Annotated in this window: 16 protein-coding genes and 2 pseudogenes; 8 read left to right on the plus strand and 10 right to left on the minus strand. The window is 60.6% G+C overall.

The window, feature by feature from the left end; genetic code table 11:
• Positions 1 to 56: 56 nt before the first annotated feature.
• Entirely contained in the window at positions 57 to 485 is a 429-nt protein-coding gene (locus NKJ81_RS30355; RefSeq protein ID WP_352542709.1) for a type II toxin-antitoxin system VapC family toxin, read from the minus strand.
• On the minus strand, positions 485 to 730 hold the full coding sequence (locus tag NKJ81_RS30360; RefSeq protein ID WP_023678723.1) for a type II toxin-antitoxin system VapB family antitoxin: 246 nt from the start codon (positions 728 to 730) through the stop codon (positions 485 to 487). Before NKJ81_RS30360 ends, NKJ81_RS30355 begins: the two co-directional genes overlap by 1 nt.
• Before the next feature lie 500 nt (positions 731 to 1,230).
• Here NKJ81_RS30360 and NKJ81_RS30365 point away from each other — a divergent pair, with 500 nt between their 5' ends.
• A complete protein-coding gene (locus NKJ81_RS30365; protein WP_352542710.1) occupies positions 1,231 to 1,377 on the plus strand; it encodes a hypothetical protein in 147 nt (48 codons plus the stop codon).
• 100 nt (positions 1,378 to 1,477) lie between these two features.
• Here NKJ81_RS30365 and NKJ81_RS30370 read toward each other — a convergent pair whose 3' ends face one another.
• The 4 genes from NKJ81_RS30370 to NKJ81_RS30385 form a co-directional block, all read right to left on the minus strand.
• Complete coding sequence (locus NKJ81_RS30370; protein ID WP_352542711.1) at positions 1,478 to 3,448, minus strand: CHASE2 domain-containing protein; 1,971 nt, start codon at positions 3,446 to 3,448, stop codon at positions 1,478 to 1,480.
• A 90-nt stretch (positions 3,449 to 3,538) separates the two neighbouring features.
• Positions 3,539 to 4,264, minus strand: a complete 726-nt coding sequence (locus NKJ81_RS30375) for a FecR domain-containing protein (RefSeq protein ID WP_352542712.1) — start codon at positions 4,262 to 4,264, stop codon at positions 3,539 to 3,541.
• 95 nt (positions 4,265 to 4,359) lie between these two features.
• Entirely contained in the window at positions 4,360 to 5,634 is a 1,275-nt protein-coding gene (locus NKJ81_RS30380) for a tetratricopeptide repeat protein (protein ID WP_352542713.1), read from the minus strand.
• Between the two features lie 486 nt (positions 5,635 to 6,120).
• Positions 6,121 to 7,308 carry a magnesium transporter gene (locus NKJ81_RS30385; RefSeq protein ID WP_352542714.1) on the minus strand — a complete coding sequence of 396 codons (1,188 nt, stop codon included), beginning with the start codon at positions 7,306 to 7,308 and terminating at the stop codon, positions 6,121 to 6,123.
• A 679-nt stretch (positions 7,309 to 7,987) separates the two neighbouring features.
• Between NKJ81_RS30385 and NKJ81_RS30390 the strand changes: the two are divergent.
• Positions 7,988 to 8,677 (plus strand): annotated as a pseudogene (locus tag NKJ81_RS30390) (IolE/MocC family protein).
• A 342-nt stretch (positions 8,678 to 9,019) separates the two neighbouring features.
• On the opposite strand, the gene NKJ81_RS30395 reads toward NKJ81_RS30390, so the two are convergent.
• Positions 9,020 to 9,184, minus strand: coding sequence for a hypothetical protein (locus NKJ81_RS30395; RefSeq protein WP_352542715.1), 165 nt, complete (start codon positions 9,182 to 9,184; stop codon positions 9,020 to 9,022).
• 145 nt (positions 9,185 to 9,329) lie between these two features.
• Here NKJ81_RS30395 and NKJ81_RS30400 point away from each other — a divergent pair, with 145 nt between their 5' ends.
• Genes NKJ81_RS30400 through NKJ81_RS32780 form a run of 3 tightly spaced genes read left to right on the plus strand, consistent with a single transcriptional unit; the run spans position 9,330 to position 10,229 of the window.
• Positions 9,330 to 10,037, plus strand: coding sequence for a hypothetical protein (locus tag NKJ81_RS30400; protein WP_352542716.1), 708 nt, complete (start codon positions 9,330 to 9,332; stop codon positions 10,035 to 10,037).
• Positions 10,003 to 10,152 carry a DUF2274 domain-containing protein gene (locus NKJ81_RS30405; protein ID WP_502904355.1) on the plus strand — a complete coding sequence of 50 codons (150 nt, stop codon included), beginning with the start codon at positions 10,003 to 10,005 and terminating at the stop codon, positions 10,150 to 10,152. Before NKJ81_RS30400 ends, NKJ81_RS30405 begins: the two co-directional genes overlap by 35 nt.
• A gap of 8 nt (positions 10,153 to 10,160) precedes the next feature.
• Positions 10,161 to 10,229, plus strand: a complete 69-nt coding sequence (locus NKJ81_RS32780; protein ID WP_502898904.1) for a hypothetical protein — start codon at positions 10,161 to 10,163, stop codon at positions 10,227 to 10,229.
• A 29-nt stretch (positions 10,230 to 10,258) separates the two neighbouring features.
• Here the strand turns inward: NKJ81_RS32780 and NKJ81_RS30410 are convergent, their stop codons facing one another.
• Positions 10,259 to 11,146, minus strand: coding sequence for a LysR family transcriptional regulator (locus tag NKJ81_RS30410; RefSeq protein ID WP_352542717.1), 888 nt, complete (start codon positions 11,144 to 11,146; stop codon positions 10,259 to 10,261).
• Positions 11,147 to 11,573: 427 nt separating this feature from the next.
• Between NKJ81_RS30410 and NKJ81_RS32785 the strand changes: the two are divergent.
• The 3 genes and pseudogenes from NKJ81_RS32785 to fcl form a co-directional block, all read left to right on the plus strand.
• Positions 11,574 to 11,800 (plus strand): annotated as a pseudogene (locus NKJ81_RS32785) (hypothetical protein); the annotation flags it as partial.
• Between the two features lie 370 nt (positions 11,801 to 12,170).
• Entirely contained in the window at positions 12,171 to 12,662 is a 492-nt protein-coding gene (locus NKJ81_RS30420) for an FkbM family methyltransferase (RefSeq protein ID WP_352542722.1), read from the plus strand.
• A 537-nt stretch (positions 12,663 to 13,199) separates the two neighbouring features.
• Positions 13,200 to 14,162: a GDP-L-fucose synthase gene (fcl, locus tag NKJ81_RS30425; RefSeq protein WP_023675376.1), complete on the plus strand. Its 963-nt coding sequence runs from the start codon at positions 13,200 to 13,202 to the stop codon at positions 14,160 to 14,162.
• Between the two features lie 190 nt (positions 14,163 to 14,352).
• Here the strand turns inward: fcl and NKJ81_RS30430 are convergent, their stop codons facing one another.
• Both NKJ81_RS30430 and NKJ81_RS30435 read right to left on the minus strand, forming a co-directional pair.
• Complete coding sequence (locus NKJ81_RS30430; protein ID WP_352542718.1) at positions 14,353 to 14,640, minus strand: hypothetical protein; 288 nt, start codon at positions 14,638 to 14,640, stop codon at positions 14,353 to 14,355.
• A gap of 465 nt (positions 14,641 to 15,105) precedes the next feature.
• The coding region (locus NKJ81_RS30435; protein ID WP_352542719.1) for a calcium-binding protein at positions 15,106 to 16,445 on the minus strand (1,340 nt) is incomplete at its 5' end.

Genomic DNA, 16,445 nt, shown 5'->3' on the forward strand with positions numbered 1-16,445 from the left:
AAAGCATGCAAAAGGGCGCATCGGCTCTCGCGCCGCGATGCAAGGCCAGGAAAGCCTTACGCCAGATCAGTTTGTGAAAAGTCATTGCCCTTGTAAAGCAGGGCAAGCCGGTGAGCCTTCGCGCAAGCGTAGGCAAAACAATCGCCGAAATTGAGATCGGCTTTGTGCCCGACTGCTTTGCCGTATTTCATGCTGGCTTCGATCGCCCGGTCGCCGATGTCGCCGGATATCATGATTTCCTTGCCGGCGATCTCGATCAAAAAGGCGTCGACGGTATCACGGGCTTGCGCCAGCATGTTGGCCGTGGGCTTGGCGTTCTTTTTGATGGCTTCGGCCGACGCTCGCGCGAGACCTTGGACTGCCTCGAACCGCACGAGCGGGGAGGTATACAGCGGCTTGGTCGCGGCCGCGAGCCGCTTTTCCAGTTCTTCCGCGCCAGGTTCCTCGTTCAGGATGGCAACGATCACCGAGGCATCGACGAACATCAGTCGTCGCTCCACATTTGGTCGGTGAATTTCTTCATATCGAAATCAGGGTTGGCCGGCCCGATCCGCCGCGCCATTTCCTTGACTTTGGCAAGTCTCTCGCGCAGCGGGACGCTGCCGCGGTTGCGCTCGATCTCGTGGCGCAAGGCGGTTCTGACGGCCTCGGTCTTGCTGCGCGCGTTGGTAATGTGCTGCAGCTCGACGGCCATGGCGTCGACGTCGGGATCGCGAATGAAGAGCGGCATTTGTATATCCTCATGAGTGATATATGTATATCATAGCGGAGATATACTCGCCAGCGAATTCGCGAGCGGCCTTTTGATAAGGACGAGAGGGAGGAATGAGCTCGCGAAATTCCGTCGGGAGGTTCGGTTCTGGTGCTCAGTCCTTGGAATTGCTCGGCGTCTGAAACACGTCGCTCCGGCCATGTCACTGTCAATGCCCACATGCCCAAGGCGTACCGACGCTACGTGCGCCGACGCATGCGCATCCCAACATCCGCGGCGACCGATTGATGTCGATAGACCGCCCACGCGCCCGATGAGGCCAGCGCCAGCTGCATCGATTGCGTCAGGTTCATAGGGCCGTAATCCCGGCCCAAGTGAACTCTCTCGTTAGGGCAGCTCGGGGAGTGCTACGGCTGGATGCTCTTGGAAACATCTCGAGCGCATGATCCGGCGGCGAGGATAAACAATCTGAACCACGCGCTGCCTCCACATGATGGCGCGGCGAACTCAACGAAGCCGTGCTGCCATTCGTGGTGAACTGGATAACACGGCCTATCTTCTCGCTCGAAAATACGGCGGCTTCGACAATCATTGCCGGGGTTACCTCGACCGATCCCTTCGCCGTCTATCCGCGTCTCATCGGCTGTCGCGCCGATCCGGATTGACAGCCAGCCGCAATTAAAGGGCCGTTTGACGACACCTAGGCCTCCCCAGCAGTATTAGTTCACAAAGCAGGTCGGCACCCCTGCGATCCGCTGGATCCGGTCAGCGTGTGCTTCGGGTTCGGGGTGCAAGATCAGGCGGTGCCATTTGCACGGATGGCGGCGAACCAACCACCACGGCAGGGGCGCCAGATTGCCCACCACGTTGGCTCTCTACTTCGCGGCTCATACCTTGGTGAGCAGCTTGCATCTCCGGAACGGTGAAAACCGGCACCTCGCCCTTGAAACCCTGGAGTTCAAAGGCGCCCGCCTGGACGACTGGCATCGATGCTCCTGCCGCAAAGCCGGGACCAAGCACCAGGGGGATGCCCAGCTTCTTGGTCGTCGACTCGAGCCGAGCCGTGCGGTTCACCGGCGAACCGATCGCGGTGTAATCGAAGCGCCGTTCGGAGCCGAAATTGCCTACCGAGCAAATGCCCGTCTCGATGGCGACGCCGATTGCGATGGAGGGGTGGCCGTCCGCGCTGAAGGCGGCGTCTTCACGCTTCACCCGTTCGATCAGGGCACGGCCCGCGTCGAGCGCGCGTTCGCGATGGTCCGGCTGATCAAGCGGCGCGTTCCAGAAAGCGAGCACCGCGTCGCCCATGAACTTGTCGATGGTGCCGTCGCGCTTGAGGATCTCATCGGTCGCAATGCCGAGGAAGTGGTTGACCACCTTTGCGATTTCCTGGGTATCGAGTTGTTCGCTCATCGTCGTGAAGCCGCGTATGTCGCTGAGCAGGATCGTGATCTCGCGCTTCTCGCCGGACAGGATCGCTTCGGTGTCTGAGCTTGCGAGGCGCTGCACCACGGAAGGCGACAGATACTGGGAGAACTGCCGTGCCAGGGTGGACCGGCGCTGCTCGCTGCGCCTGTAGAGAACATAGCCTTCGAAGCCGGCTACCAGGATCGTCGCAAGCGCCGGCTGCAGCGGGTCATAGAGTGCACCCTGCAGGCTGTATTCGAGAGCGCCGAACACGAACGGCGTGACGGCCAGCAGCACGAGAGCCAGGGCACCAAGCACGACACGCCCGGCGAGCACTCCGGAAAGTCCGATGAAAATGACGGCACTGAGGACAAACCAGAGCCGCTCCACCGTACGCGCATGCGGCGGCTCTGTCAGATAGCGCCCGGCAAGCAACTGGCCGATTGCATCGGCGTGGATGTCCGCGCCTGGTCGCGCTGGACGTGTCGGGGTGGGCAGGTACTGCGTCAGTCCCACAGCCGACAGATCGACGATGGCGATGGCGTCCCGCAGCCGTGGATCACTGCCGCCCGAAAGGATAGTGCTGGCAGATAGACGGGGCGTATCCGTGGCGGTTTCCCAGAGGCGGATGCTCCCCTCCGCCTCGAGCGGCACGATGGCGCCGGCCATCCTGAGTGCGTCGAACCCGGCGGCATTCATCCGGGCTATGTAGCCGTCCTGCCCGGCGTAAAGGCGCAGAAGCTCGAGCGCGAAGGACGGCCACAGCTGCACGCCTTGAGCGGTATTGCGAAGCCACAGCAGCGGCACATGGCGCAGTACGCCGTCGGGATCGGGCAAGGTGCGAATTACGCCGAGGCCCGCGGCGGCGTTCGAGAATTCGGCAAGCGAGCCGGTCAGGCCAGCGAAGCCGGGAAGTGTGTCGGGTACCTGTCCGACGATCGACCAGCCAGCTTTGGGCCCTGCTTCTGAAACCGTCGCCTCGTTGCCCAGGCTGACAGCAAGCGCCGTTCGATTTTTGGCCAGTGCCGCTGCCAGGCGCTTGTCTCCGGCGATGCCCTCAGGCGAGATGTCGGCCTCGGGCAGGACCAGCGCAAGCCCGATGACCGCGGCACCGGATTTGGTGATGCCATCGACCAGATCGGCCAAGAGGCCTCGGTTCCAGGGCCATCGCCCATGTGCCTTGAGGCTGGCGTCGTCTATCGAGACGATCACGACAGGATTGCTCGTCGCCTCGCGTGGGGCGAGGAACTGGTAGAAGTCGTACGTGCGTTCGCGCAGGCGCGACAACGGCCCGTCAAAAGCCAAATGGCAAGCGAGCAGCAGGAGCACGACCACAAGGCCGGATACTTTGCGCCTGCCAGCTTGCCGCCAATCAGCCCAGCGCCAACCGACCAAGAGGCTCATGTCGTGCGGCCAGCCCTATTCGCAGTAGTTGCAGCAACCCTCACCCTCACACTCGCCCTTATTCACGCCGCCGCCCACGGGTGGCGTTGGGGTGTCGGGGAACTCCATGACCACTCCTGGCAATGCGCCGTCGGTGGAGTCGCAGACTTTGAGCGAGCCGCCGAGTGCCGACGCGCAAAGTGCGCTTACATCCAGTCCCGGACCCGGTTCGCCTGGCAGGCCGGTGCCGGCTATCCGGTCGATGCTGTCCAATATCGGGAAGGTGTCGATTCCGCCGTAGCCGGTCAGCAGCTTGCCATCTTCCGATGTGCAGGCGTAGCCCGGGTTTGTGATGACCAGCCGTTTGCCATTGATCGTGCAGGTCATGCGGCCGGCGCGCAGAATGCCCACGGTCTGGCCGGCTGCCACCAGCACTTCGATGATGCCGCCTCTCGCCCCAAGCACCATATGCGGCGTCGCAACCTGCATGACGCCGCCTTTCGAAACCTGGCCGCCATAGAACCGGGCCAGGCCGCTGTTCATCCCGATGTCGATCTTTCCCGATCCGGAGCCCGGATTGTAGACGAATTCATCGATCGTCAGGCTGGTGTTCGGACCAATCTTGGCGCTCGATTCGTCCCGGAACACCAGCATCCCAAGACCGGTGGGATTGCTGCGCAGCTGGTCGCCGAGTTCGACGCCGGCCCCAACGTTCATTGTCCCGCCGTTGTTGCGGACGATGTTGGTCTGGTAGGCCGTCATCGATCCGACCGTCTCAGCGGCGGAAGGTGCCGCAAAGGCAAGGCAGGCGACAAAAATGGCGATCTGACGGTACGGGGTCCTCATCGCGGCCTCTTTCAATTGAGCGTCAACGTGTAGCTCATGAGCATTTCGAACGATTTTCGGTCGCGGTTGGCGATGTCGAAGTTGGTTTGGCGATAGGCGAGATCGACGCTGATCTTCTGCGCCTCCGTCAGCTGAAAATCGCTTTCCGAGGCAATGCGCCAGAAGTCGCTTTTGATATTTGTGCCGATGCCGACGGACAGATCGGGAGTGTTGCTGTGGCCGGCCGAAAAGGCGATCTGATGCGACCATGCGAAAAGATCCGGTACGTTCATCAACAGGCCGCCATAGCGGACCTCGCCCGTGTAGCTGTGGCCGATTTCGCCAGATCCGGAGGCGAAGTCATTCGAGCCGACCAGCCGCAGTCCGAGCGCCTGGCCATTGCGGAAGCGGTAGCTGCCGCCCGCCTCATAGAAAACCCTGCTATCGGCGAAAATGCCTTGCGAGGCGCTTAGATCGATGTAGCCGCCGCCTGCGAAAAGCGTCGTTTCGACCGTCGGGCGCACAAGAAAGCGCCCACTGACGCCGATGCCGGTCTCGTGGATATCGCTGTCGAAACGATCCGTAACTGTGAACGCCGAAAGCAGCAGGCGCAGCGAATCGATCCCACTGTTCGGCAGCCCCTTGTCCCAGGTGATCGCGGCGTTGCCGTGGATGAAAGTCTTCTCGCTGCCCGGAACCGACAGGTCTTCCGTGAAAAAGCGCTGTGTCGCCGTCAATGAGCCTGAAAGGACGAGAGCGTCGGCGCTTGGCGTGCCGAGGTCCCACCGGACAAAGCCTTCCGCCCGCCCATAGGGCGAGACGAAGCTGTCGTCGTCCTGCGCCCCGCCGGGCTCAAAATCGGTAAATGCGCTGAACACGCCGCCGGTCAGGGCGAGTTCCCAGGTGACGCCACGCAACGCGCGCTCGATGCGGGCGAGCAGGCGAACGGCTTCCTGCTGCTCACTTGCGCTCAGACCGCCGACTTCGATGCCGTACTGCACCTGCCGCCGGGCCAATTCATAGGAGCCGACATGATAGTACAATCGGCTGGCCGCCAGCCGCGCGCGCGCATCGCGGGGATATTTGATCAGATACTGCTCGATTGAGGAGATCGCCTGATCGTATTGTCCCGCGTTGACGGCAACTGTGACGAACTGGGCGAGCGTTCCGTTGTCGGCCGGACTGGCGATGCGGGCCGAAAACGCATCATCATAGGCCGCAAAAAGACCTTGTGCGCCGGCCGGCAATACGCCGGTACAAAGCAGCGCCGTGGCGAAGCCGAAGATCGTTCGAAACGAAGATTGCATGCCGAGAACCCACCCCAAACCCGACTAGTGCGAAGGACTTAGCACGACTACAAGAAAAAGGCGACTGAACTGTCACCAGACCATGCGAGTCTCAGCAGCTGTTGCAGCGGCGCAACAAACTATCGGCTGATTCGTATTTCGGCTGCGCTGATTGTCAAAACGTCTTCTCAGCGTTGCTGTGCATAATTGAAGTATTCGGCCCCAGTGGCAACTAACTCAAATCATCATCAGTGGCGGATCGCGCAGCCGACAAGATTAATATTGTTTGCGCGATTCTGCGCGTATCTGGTCATCGAATGAGGCTTCAAGGTCACCCACGGCTCATCCAAAGGTCTTCCGTCGCGTTGCCCAAGGGGTCGGAGAGCTGCCGGAAGGTGCTTCTCACGACGCGTGCGCGATGCGGCCTGGCTCTTGCTGTTTCGTTGACCGCGACGAGGTCAGCTTATCGCCCCCGACTCCCAGGGACGCGTCACCGGACGCGTCTTGCTACAGCACGAGCATGGTGGCCAGTCCCAGCATCAGGCCCATGCCTACAATATCGGTCACGGTGGTGAGGAAGATCGCCGAAGCGACCGCCGGATCGGCGCCGACTCGCCGCAGGCCCAGCGGGATCAGCACGCCGGAGATTCCGGACATGAGGCATGATCCGGACATGGCAAGCAGGATCACAAGTGCCAGCATGGGTGCCTGGGCAGCCGATTCCGGTTGCCTCGAGGCGTAGAACCACATGGCCGCAGCCGCAACAAGGCCGACGAGCACGCCGTTGGCGATCCCGAGCGCGCCCTCCCTCATCACCAGGTGCAGCTTCGGTCGTTTGTCCACATCCCCCAGGGCAAGGCCACGCAGCGTCATAGCGAGTGCCTGGCAGCCGGTGTTTCCGCTCTGCCCGGCCAAGACCGGGAGGAACGCCGCCAGGGCGACGATCTTCTCGATCGTGCCTGTGAAAGAACTGACCACGAAAGCGGCCATGAAGGCCGTCAGCAGGTTCAGCTGCAGCCACGGATGACGCTTCAAGAAGGCTGAAAACAGCGGCGTAAAAGAACGCTCCTCCTTCTGGACACCCACCATCTGGCCAGACTGGGCGGAAATCTCGATGATTTGCTGCTCGAACAAGCGCCAGCCGCGAACCTGCCCGAGCAGCCGGTTCTCCGCGTCCACCACCGGATAGACAGGGTACTGACGGCGTACTGCTGCCTTGCAGGCGTCGCTCAAAGACAGACCGACATTAAGGGCGAACGGCCTGGGCAGCATGATCTGATCCACCGTCGCGTCCGCTTCACTCAGCATCAGATCGCGCAGGACCACCAGGCCAACCAGCTTATTGCCCTCGTCCGTGACGTAGAGATAAGTGAGCTCGGTCGGCACCTGGGCGCGTCTGACCGCCTCCACTGCGGCGGCAACCGTCGTCGCGACAGGAACGCTGGCGGGAATCGGGTCCATCAGCTCGATGAGCGAGTCGGGGACCGCGAAATCCTTGCCACCGCCATGAGACCTGATGGGCCGCATATGCGGTGGCAAATGCTCGGCCACTTTACGGGCGTGCCCGTCCGGCAACAGCTTAAGTGTGTCGCGGATGAACTCGGGAGATTCTCGGGCCAGCAATTCAGCCGCGTCATCGGGTGCTCGAGCACGCAACGTGCGCACCAACTTCTGAACGTCGTTCTCTTCTTTCATCTGCTACGGCCCCCAAATTGCTAGTGTCTTGCCTGACAGTATGACACGGATCGGATCGCTCTGTCTGGCGCGCAGTGGCTCAAGCGCCTCGATCCCGAAATCTTCGCCTCTCGGGCGCCGAGTGGACCGAACCCAGACAGATCTGAGCCGTTGCGGCCTACATAACGGCGAGCTGTAACCTCTGCGTGTCGCCGAGAATTCAACGTGTTGCGAACTTCACCGGTCTTTTCCTGGGATCTGCGAGCACGCCGCAGCAATGAAACTCAAACCCGGAAACGCCGCAACGGCAGGGCCTCCGGCGCTCGAATTGATTTGCCTCATGCCGCATCTTGCCAGTTCCTCCAGCTCTGGAGGCTGATGAATTCGCCACGATGACAAGGTGATTTGCGTGAACCTGTAATAGTTTAGCTTGAGAAAGGGGTTCTCACTATCAAGTCTGTCTGAACGAGAGGTGCCCTTGAGAGCTTCCAGGTTCGGGGGCAGGCAGTCTGCTTTGTGAGACTCGAGGTCGTCGCGGTCTGATCCGAGTTAATGTAGGCCCACTGGCAATAGCGTAGACCGCTCGATCGCACCTGGGGTGAACGAAGCTCGTTTCGAGAATGGCATCGGTTCTGTAATTGCCGTCTCACCTGACAACGATCCGGACCGGCCTGAGATTCCTGGCCGCCCGTCATTGGGGATGCTTGTGAGCAAGATTATCGCCGCAGGTTTAACTCAGTCTCTTTCAATGGCAGATGGAGAGCCTTGAGGCGGACTTTCGCAGCTTTGCCGATACGGGCGTCGAAGCCGTCGGACTGGAACTGACGACCCTCGACCTCATGGTCGGTGGTCGCGTCGTCCCGAGAGAGCCGAGAGGCTTATCGCGCTGACGAGGAAGTTCGATTTCCGCTATACAGTTCACCGCGTCGTCTCATCGAGCCTCACGGACCCGGCGGTCTACCGTTACCAGATTGATGCTGCCAAGGCCCTGGGGTTGCGCAGACGGCAAATGCGGTTAGCCATCTGAACCTGGTGGCGCTCATCGTTTTCAGTCACGCTTATAGTGAATCGACCCATCGCGGCCTGAACTTCCGTGAGCAGCTGCGGGCCATAGCGCCGGTGACGGGCCACCTGCATGTCCATGGTTCCTTCGGGCGCCCACAGGGTCTCCATCGAACCTACCTCTCGCAGGAGAATGCAGCGCTAGGTCCGGGTGACCTGCACTTACTCCTCGGTTGGGGCGATATCGAGTGGGATGACATCTTCAGCGAGCTGGTCTTCTTGCCGGAGACCGTTCTCATCATGAGAGTCGGACCCCCCTTACCGCCATGAGCAGCCCGGCAGCCTGGCGCAGGCAAAAAAACTTTATCGTCCTCAACCGTGGCGCTGAGAGCGGAGTGGCGGAATAAGGGTCGGGAAATCCGCCGCGTTGGTGCTGCCAACGTCGGTTAGCTGCCGAACTCGTTGGCAGCGAGTCGTCCGCATTGGAAGATCGACCGTGACGAGTTTTGTCGATCCTGTTTTCGATGAGATTGTAAGAAGAGTGCGCGTGCCGGTCTGCGATACGCCGGCCAGTTGGCCGGTCCGTAGCGGTCGAGCGCGGGCAGGGGCCGGAGACGTGCCAGTCACGCACCCGTTGGCCAGCCGGGCCGTCGGCTGATTTCTGCTCCATGTGATCGCATGCGTGCTCGCCAACCCAGTACCTTGGCGGCGTCCGCCAGCCCGCTTCTGACTATTCCCTTTCCGTCGCACTTATCTTGATTCCGCGCCGTTCCGCGTACTCGATCAATGCGAGTTCTATCACCGAGGTGATAGAACGCCGCTCCGCTTCTGCAAGCTGTTGCGCCAAGGCCAACACCGGCGGATCAAGGCGGGTGGTGAACGGCTTTTTTGTCATTTTCGCTCTGCGGCTTGATATTCAGTTTCAAAAGGCGTATAGACATGCACGTGCACCGCACTTGCATCGCACGTGCGGCGGCTGGCCGGAGTGCGCCAACACTCCAGCCCGCCTGACCACATCCCAAGCTGATGGAGCTCGGATCATGGCTGATTCCGACAATACCACGACTCTGCCTTACGTCACCCGCAGGCGAGTGCTTGAGGGAACAGTCGTGGCCACCACCGCGTGGACGCTCGAAGGCAACGCGCCCGCAAGCGACGCCGGCAGCACGAATGTGCGTTCTGATCCTGCCCTGGCGCTTTGGCGGGAATGGGAGAGAGTCCACAAACAGACCGAGCGGCTTTGCCGCAAGCAGCAGCGTTTAGAGACAAGGCTTGTTGAGGCCGTCGGCTTTCCTTGTGTGACCCTCCGCGTGCCCGAAGGTGAGCAGGTGACGGTCCACTCGATCGAGGGGCTCAATGAAGTGCTGGGCAACGGGCCGGATACGGCCGCTCTCCGAGAGAAGGCCGAAAATGAGTTCGCAATGCATCAAGCACGCTGGAATGCGGCGGCCGAGGAGACAGGTTACACCGCTGCGCTCAGGGCCGAACGCGAGGCTGGCGACCGGGCGAAGGATCTTCTGGGAGCCTTCTCAACCACCCACGCTACGACTCTCGCTGGCGTGGCCGGCAAGCTCGATGCCGTGTTGCGCGAAGGCGAGGCATGGGAGGAATGCTCCGAGTTCCCCTGGCCACAAATCCGTTCAGCGCTCAGCGACCTGGTGCGCATCGCCGAAGGCTTTGGTGCTGACCGGGTGCGGCGCCGAAGGATCCGTCATGACCAAGCTGAAACTCTCCGCCATTCCCGATGACCGTCCGGTCAAGACCACGGCCGAACTGCCCGGCGCCGTTCATCGCGATTTGGTCGTCTATCCTGAATTGCTCGGCCGCGAGGCCGGACAGATAGTCGCCGATTTCGCAAGCTGATAGCGCCGATGCTGACCCGATTCGTGACAACGGACAGAGCCTTTGCCAGAGTTCGACGAGCCCTGAAGCGGGGATGACTTTTCGGGTCATTGTGGTCGGACGGCCGTCAGGACGAATACCGATCACGCAGGAACTCGATGAACATCGGCAGGGCAGGATTGGCGTTGTCCAGGCGCCAACGGGCAAAATTGCAGATCTGGATTGGCTTGCCCCCGATCCGCAGCTTGCGGCAGAGGACACCTTCAGGAACATTGTTGGCATCTCCGTCGTGGATCAGAGCGACTCCCAGACCGTTCCCGACGAGGCGCAGAAGGATGCCCGCACTGACGTGATGTTCCACGATTGCGGGAAGCTGCACGCCATTTCCCACAGCGTCGGCGAGCAGAAATGCTTCGCCCCTACGCACGAGCAGCGTCTCTTGGCCCAGCTCCGACCACTCGATCACCGGGCGGGTTGCCAGAGGATGATTTGAAGCGAGAACGACGGCTAGGGTGTCCTTCCACAATCTCAGTTCGAATGCGCCGCCAGTGGATTGGGAGGAGGAAGTGACGGTAACGTCGACCTCAGCCTCGCGCCGGGTAGCCCCAGGTTCAGGGTGAGAGCCTTCGATCAAGCTGACGGTCACATTTGGATGACATTTCCCGAAATCGATGACTGCATCCAGCGCTCGCCCGGCGAGGATGAGTCCGCTGGAGCCGATGGAAAGCCTTTGCTGTTCATCTTTGATGCCGGTCCTGGCCAGGGTGAGAGTATTGTCCAGTTCGAGTAGCACGGAGCGCAGACGATCGAGGAAACGCTCGCCGGCCGGGGTTGGACCAACGCCGCGGGCATGGCGATGAAATATCCTCGTTCCCATCGCGTATTCGAGATCGCGTATGCGCCGGCTGAGTGCGGAGTGATCGATACCGGCGCGCCGCGCCGCGCGCAGAAAGCTGCCCTCCTCGGCGACTACAAGCGCATAATTGAGTGTCGCGAGTTGAATGGAGCTCCGCATCTCTGCTCAAGGTCAATGCAGCGACAAGTTGCGGACATTCGAGCGCTTTTGATGCCGGCGGACTATCCCCAGATCTCAGTATTGACGTTGGATGAGACAAATCCGTCGTAGGATTCGATTACACATCTTTCCGCTAAGAACCCGTTTTGAAAATCGAGGATTTGGGATTTTGCGGTGAGGCGATTTGTGATTCAAGCTCTGGATGTGGACAAAACAGAGCCGTGGCCCAGATCGCCAAAAAACCAAGCGTTGCCCGTCTGATTTGACGGGCGAGGAATGGGACCAGATCGCACCCACTGATGCCAAGCCCGGGCGTCGCCGGACGTCCGCGCGAGATTGATTTCCGGGAAGTAATTAACGCCGTGCGGTACCGGGTGCGCTCCGGTTGCGGCTGGCCACATGGGACAAAGCCACCCATCTCGACTTCGTCGAGATTATCCGTCGATCCGACGACCAGAAGGGCTTCCAAGTTCTGCCCGCCGCTGGGTCGTCGAGCGCACCTTCGGCTGGATGATCCGAGGGCGACGCCTCGTGCGCGACTGCAGCGTATCGATGTCTCTCACTCCAAGATCCTCGTCGCGATGGCGGCAACCTGCTACGAAGAACCGCTCATCCGTGAGTTTCCAAACGGACGCTAACACACCAAACATCTAACTCTCCGCACGTCATGTTGGCAGCGTTTGCTCCAACGCTAGATCGAAGAATCCGGCTGGCTTTCCTGGATCACCCTTCGTATCATTTCGGTTGTTGAGACTTCGCGGATGACCGAAAAAAACGAGAACGACAGAAGCCATCGAGGACTGAGTCAGCGGACGGTCGCTAGCGGTGTAGCCGTCGTCATATTGTTGGTGATGGTAGGGCTCACTTATCTGGCGATCCGATGAACAAAGCCTCAGGCAGATAGCCCACTGTATGTGAACTATCTCAGTCGGACAGCATTGAATGGCGGCGTCATGGGAGCAATTGATGAGAAGTTCCGGCGCCGCTAGCAGATCAGCAGGGAAATCGGATCGGCATTAGCATCATCACCAGACTAGCCGCCTACCAATCGCAGCGTTTCAATCCTTCCCCGAATTCCCCCAAATTCAGTCCTAAGCCGCATCTTGCTACCAGGCGATGTCGTTGTCGACGGTGGGCCAACGCGGGCCAAATGATCCGGATTGCCAACATCGCGGTTGGAGGCAACCGGCGAAATCCATGCTTTCGAGCGCACCCAGACGTTTACCGGAAACTCTCCAACACGATGAAATCCGGCCACTTCCTCAACCTTCGCTGTAACAGCATAGCGCTTGCGGACAAGGCCGGCGTGATGACCTTCTACATGGCCGTGAACGGCGTTTCGTCGTCTGTGCCAAGAGAGCATCTGACGACGAATGAACTGAAATCCGCAGACGGAACGACCGTCAATGTCACCACGCTTGATCTCTATCACGCGACCATGGCCAAGCCGACCGATTTCGTGAAGCTGGATCTGGAAGGCTACGAGCTCGTGCCCTCCAGGGGGCCGAGAAGCTGATTGCCGATGTCGCCCCGGGAGGCGCACCATCCTAAGGAGATGATCGCGTTCGTGGACTCCCATGGCTACACCGCCAGATCGCCAGGAAAGGGCGTCATCAAGTCGCCTGAGGACTACAGGCCCGGCATCCACTCGACATCCTGTTGGTTCATCCACGGTCTAAGCTGCGAGACCGCCCTCACGTCGCCGACTGACCTGTTCGATCGATTCCCCCAAAGGGCGCGACGACGAACGTCAGATATGCCGCAGCAGCGCACCAAAGCACGTTGCGGGAGACCCATCTTGCTCGCGCACGATGGATGATGACGAACGGCTATCAATGTTTTCTTGCTGGTGGCTTGCGCACTGAGCGCCCGCGTGGCCTTGATTCTCGCCTTCGAGCAGCCTCTGCCGTCCTTGATACTTGTACGGCTTCCACCGCTGCGATTTGCCTTGTCTGGGCAAATCTGTATGCGGTATGCGTCCGGCAACAGAGAAGCCGATCCGGCGCTCCGCCGGCCAACTAGCATAGCTGCCGTTCTGCATTGGGGTAAGCTGATGACCTTTGACCTTCAGGGCAAGCGCGTTTTCGTGGCCGGACATCGCGGCATGGTCGGCTCGGCCATCCTGCGCCGATTGGCCGACGAGGATTGCGAGGTCCTGACCGCCTCGCGCGCCGAGCTCGATCTTCTCGACCAGGCCGGCGTGCGGCGCTGGATGGCCGACCGCAAGCCGGATGCAGTGGTGATGGCGGCGGCCAAGGTTGGCGGTATCCTGGCCAACAACAGGCTTCCCGTCGATTTTCTGCAGGACAATCTCGTCATGCAGAACAATGTCATCGACAGCGCCTTCCGCAACGAGGTGCAGAAGCTGCTGTTTCTCGGTTCATCCTGCATCTATCCCAAATTCGCGGCGCAGCCGATCTCCGAGGACGCCTTGCTGACCGGGCCGCTCGAGCCCACCAACGAATGGTATGCGATCGCCAAGATCGCCGGGCTGAAACTGTGCCAGGCCTATCGGCGCCAGTACGGCGTCGACTACATCTCGGCGATGCCGACCAATCTCTACGGCCCGGGCGACAATTTCGACCTCAATTCCAGCCATGTCGTGCCCGCTCTGATGCGCAAGGCGCACGAGGCCAGGCGCGCCGGCCGCAAGAGCCTGGAGGTGTGGGGATCAGGCACGCCGATGCGCGAATTCCTGCATGTCGACGACGCCGCCGACGCGCTGGTCTGGTTGCTGAAGAATTATTCGGGCGACAGCCACATCAATGTCGGCTCGGGGGAAGACATCACCATTGCCGATCTTGCCCGCACCATCGTGTCGGTCGCCGGCGCCGATGCCGCAATAACATTCGATGCGACGAAGCCGGACGGCACGCCGCGCAAGCTGATGGACGTGTCGCGTCTGTTCGCCACCGGCTGGCGCCCGCGCTACTCGCTGCGCAGCGGGTTGGAACAGACCTATGCCTGGTTTCTGGAGCACGTCGAGACCGGCGATCTGCGCCTCGGTGCGGCCTGAGGCCGGTATTGGCGCTGAACGAGACAGGACTATGCACCGACCTTTGTTCACGTGATCACAGACGTACAAACTGATTTCGTTTGCTCGCGGTGCAGCATTTGCTGGCTGATTTCTTCGAAAGTACGGGCGCGGCTGCTGTGCACTTGGCCTTCAAAAAATGCCTCAATGATCCCTGTCGAGCGCTGTCTTGTCACGGACGATCTGTGGCTGCAATACGGATCTCGGAGGATATCATTCTGGAGAAGCCGGCAGGAACTTGCCAGCCGCTCCATGGTCGGAGTAAGGCCAAACCGCAGCAGGCCAAATACACCAGCGGCAGCCAGCTGCTGGCGACGTTAAGCCGGTTGCCATTCGGAAAGAGCTGATCGTGCTCGACCCGACACTCAATGTCGAGCGCTGTCAGGAAAACCGAGATCGTTGTGACCCATACTGTCCACATGCCGGCCGTATAAGCCCGAGCTTCGGCAACTGGCTTCATGATCAATGTGTCGCCGCAAAGCTGCCTCATTGCTCCTATCTCTAGCACAGCTTACGAAACCCGGCGCGACACATTGGCTGATGCCGCGCGAGCGAGTCGGCAATCGCACGTCAGACTAGGCGCGCGCCTACTCCAAGAAAGCCAATCGAAAACGGCTTGGCGACAATGGTATGGACCTGGTTGGGAAGGGGTTTGTCTGGACATTCATCCCAACAACGCGAAATGACCCGGTTACGCCCAGGGGAGGCCCTGTCGCGATCACGCCTTTCCGCTCTGCACTCGCAGAGTTTGTTATGGTCGCTCGCCTTGCATTTGCACGCGCGACAGAAGACGCGTCGTGGAACGACTTGTCCGCTGTCAGCTTTGGCGACGGCATGCCTAATGTGATGCACCTGCGCGGAGGCGTCGGACCAAATTTAGACCGGCGGACCAGCTCGAGCTGACGGGTCCGCCGCTCTGGCTCTTTCAGGTCACGAAGAATGAGCCTGCCGTAATCGAGAGACCTGGAGAGAGAGTGGCGAACTGTATTTGAGCTGCGCCACCGATACCGTCGCTGTCGAAAGAGAGCGCTCCGGTTGAACTGTTGTAGATGATATGGTCGGAGCTATCATGCGCAGCCGTGCCAGCAAAGAAAGCATCGGATGAAAGGCCGCCCAACTTAAGCCCAGCAAAAACGGCGTCGTCGAGCTGGATCTTGTCCTGGTCCTGGAGCTTGTTGAAGTCGGTGACCTTGTCGATATTGCCGGCTCCAAGAGCGCTGTTGAACACGAAGGCATCATTGCCTCCGTTACCGGTCAAGATGTCGGCACCGCCGCCACCATTGATGATGTTCGCGCCGGCGTTGCCCTGGATGGTCTGGGCAAAGGTGTTGCCGGTCAGGTTGATTGCAGACGTACCGGACGGATTGGTGGTGGCGAGGAGCTCGATCTGCGAGCCGGCTAAAAGGGCGTGACTCACCGAGGCGAGCACCTTGTCGGTACCCCCGCCGACCGCCTCGAACACCCTATCGCCGGCATTGTCGACAAAGAACGTGTCATTGCCTCCATAGCCTGCCATCGTATCGGCGCCGCCGCCACCGTTGATGATGTTGGCGCCGGCATTGCCCCCGATGCTCTGAGCGAACTCATTGCCGCTGAGATTGATCGGCGTCGTGCCGGCTTTGTTCGTGGTGGCAAGAAGCTCGACCTCCGCTCCGGCCAATAGGGCGTGGCTCACCGCAGCGAACACCCATTCGGTGCCGCCGCCCACCGCCTCGTTCACCTTGTCGCCGGCATTGTCGACATAGTAGTTATCGTTGCCGCCGTAGCCGGACATCGTGTCGGCGCCGCCGCCGCCATTAATGACATTGGCGCCGGCATTGCCCTGGATAGTCTGAGCGAACTCGTTGCCGGTGAGGTTGATTGCCGTCGTGCCGACCGGATTGTTGGTGGCGAGAAGCTCGATCTCAGAGCCGGCCGAAAGGGTGTGACTCACCGAGGCCAGCACCCTATCTGTGCCACCGCCGACCGCTTCGCTCACCTTATCGCCGGCATTGTCGACATAGTAGGTATCATTGCCACCATAGCCGACCAACGTATCGGCCCCACCGGCGCCGTTGATGACATTGGCACCGGCATTGCCCTGGATAGTCTGGGCGAACGCATTGCCGGTCAGGTTGATCGCCGTGGTGCCGGACGGGCTGTTGGTGGCGAGAAGTTCGATTTCCGATCCGGCCGCAAGCGCATGACTTACGGAGGCGAATGCTTTGTCGGTACCGCCGCCCGCGGCCTCGATCTCCTTGTCGCGGATGTCATCGACATAATAGG

Origin of the sequence: Mesorhizobium sp. M0018 (assembly GCF_040323955.1) — a bacterium.
GTDB lineage: Bacteria > Pseudomonadota > Alphaproteobacteria > Rhizobiales > Rhizobiaceae > Mesorhizobium.

Coding starts and splice junctions, on each gene's coding strand:
- NKJ81_RS30395 (WP_352542715.1), bottom strand. CDS start 9,184: ATGACAAAAAAGCCGTTCACCACCCGCCTTGATCCGCCGGTGTTGGCC.
- NKJ81_RS30360 (WP_023678723.1), bottom strand. CDS start 730: ATGCCGCTCTTCATTCGCGATCCCGACGTCGACGCCATGGCCGTCGAG.
- NKJ81_RS30405 (WP_502904355.1), top strand. CDS start 10,003: ATGACCAAGCTGAAACTCTCCGCCATTCCCGATGACCGTCCGGTCAAG.
- NKJ81_RS30375 (WP_352542712.1), bottom strand. CDS start 4,264: ATGACGGCCTACCAGACCAACATCGTCCGCAACAACGGCGGGACAATG.
- NKJ81_RS30355 (WP_352542709.1), bottom strand. CDS start 485: ATGTTCGTCGATGCCTCGGTGATCGTTGCCATCCTGAACGAGGAACCT.
- NKJ81_RS30410 (WP_352542717.1), bottom strand. CDS start 11,146: ATGCGGAGCTCCATTCAACTCGCGACACTCAATTATGCGCTTGTAGTC.
- NKJ81_RS30385 (WP_352542714.1), bottom strand. CDS start 7,308: ATGAAAGAAGAGAACGACGTTCAGAAGTTGGTGCGCACGTTGCGTGCT.
- NKJ81_RS30380 (WP_352542713.1), bottom strand. CDS start 5,634: ATGCAATCTTCGTTTCGAACGATCTTCGGCTTCGCCACGGCGCTGCTT.
- NKJ81_RS30400 (WP_352542716.1), top strand. CDS start 9,330: ATGGCTGATTCCGACAATACCACGACTCTGCCTTACGTCACCCGCAGG.
- fcl (WP_023675376.1), top strand. CDS start 13,200: ATGACCTTTGACCTTCAGGGCAAGCGCGTTTTCGTGGCCGGACATCGC.
- NKJ81_RS30430 (WP_352542718.1), bottom strand. CDS start 14,640: ATGAAGCCAGTTGCCGAAGCTCGGGCTTATACGGCCGGCATGTGGACA.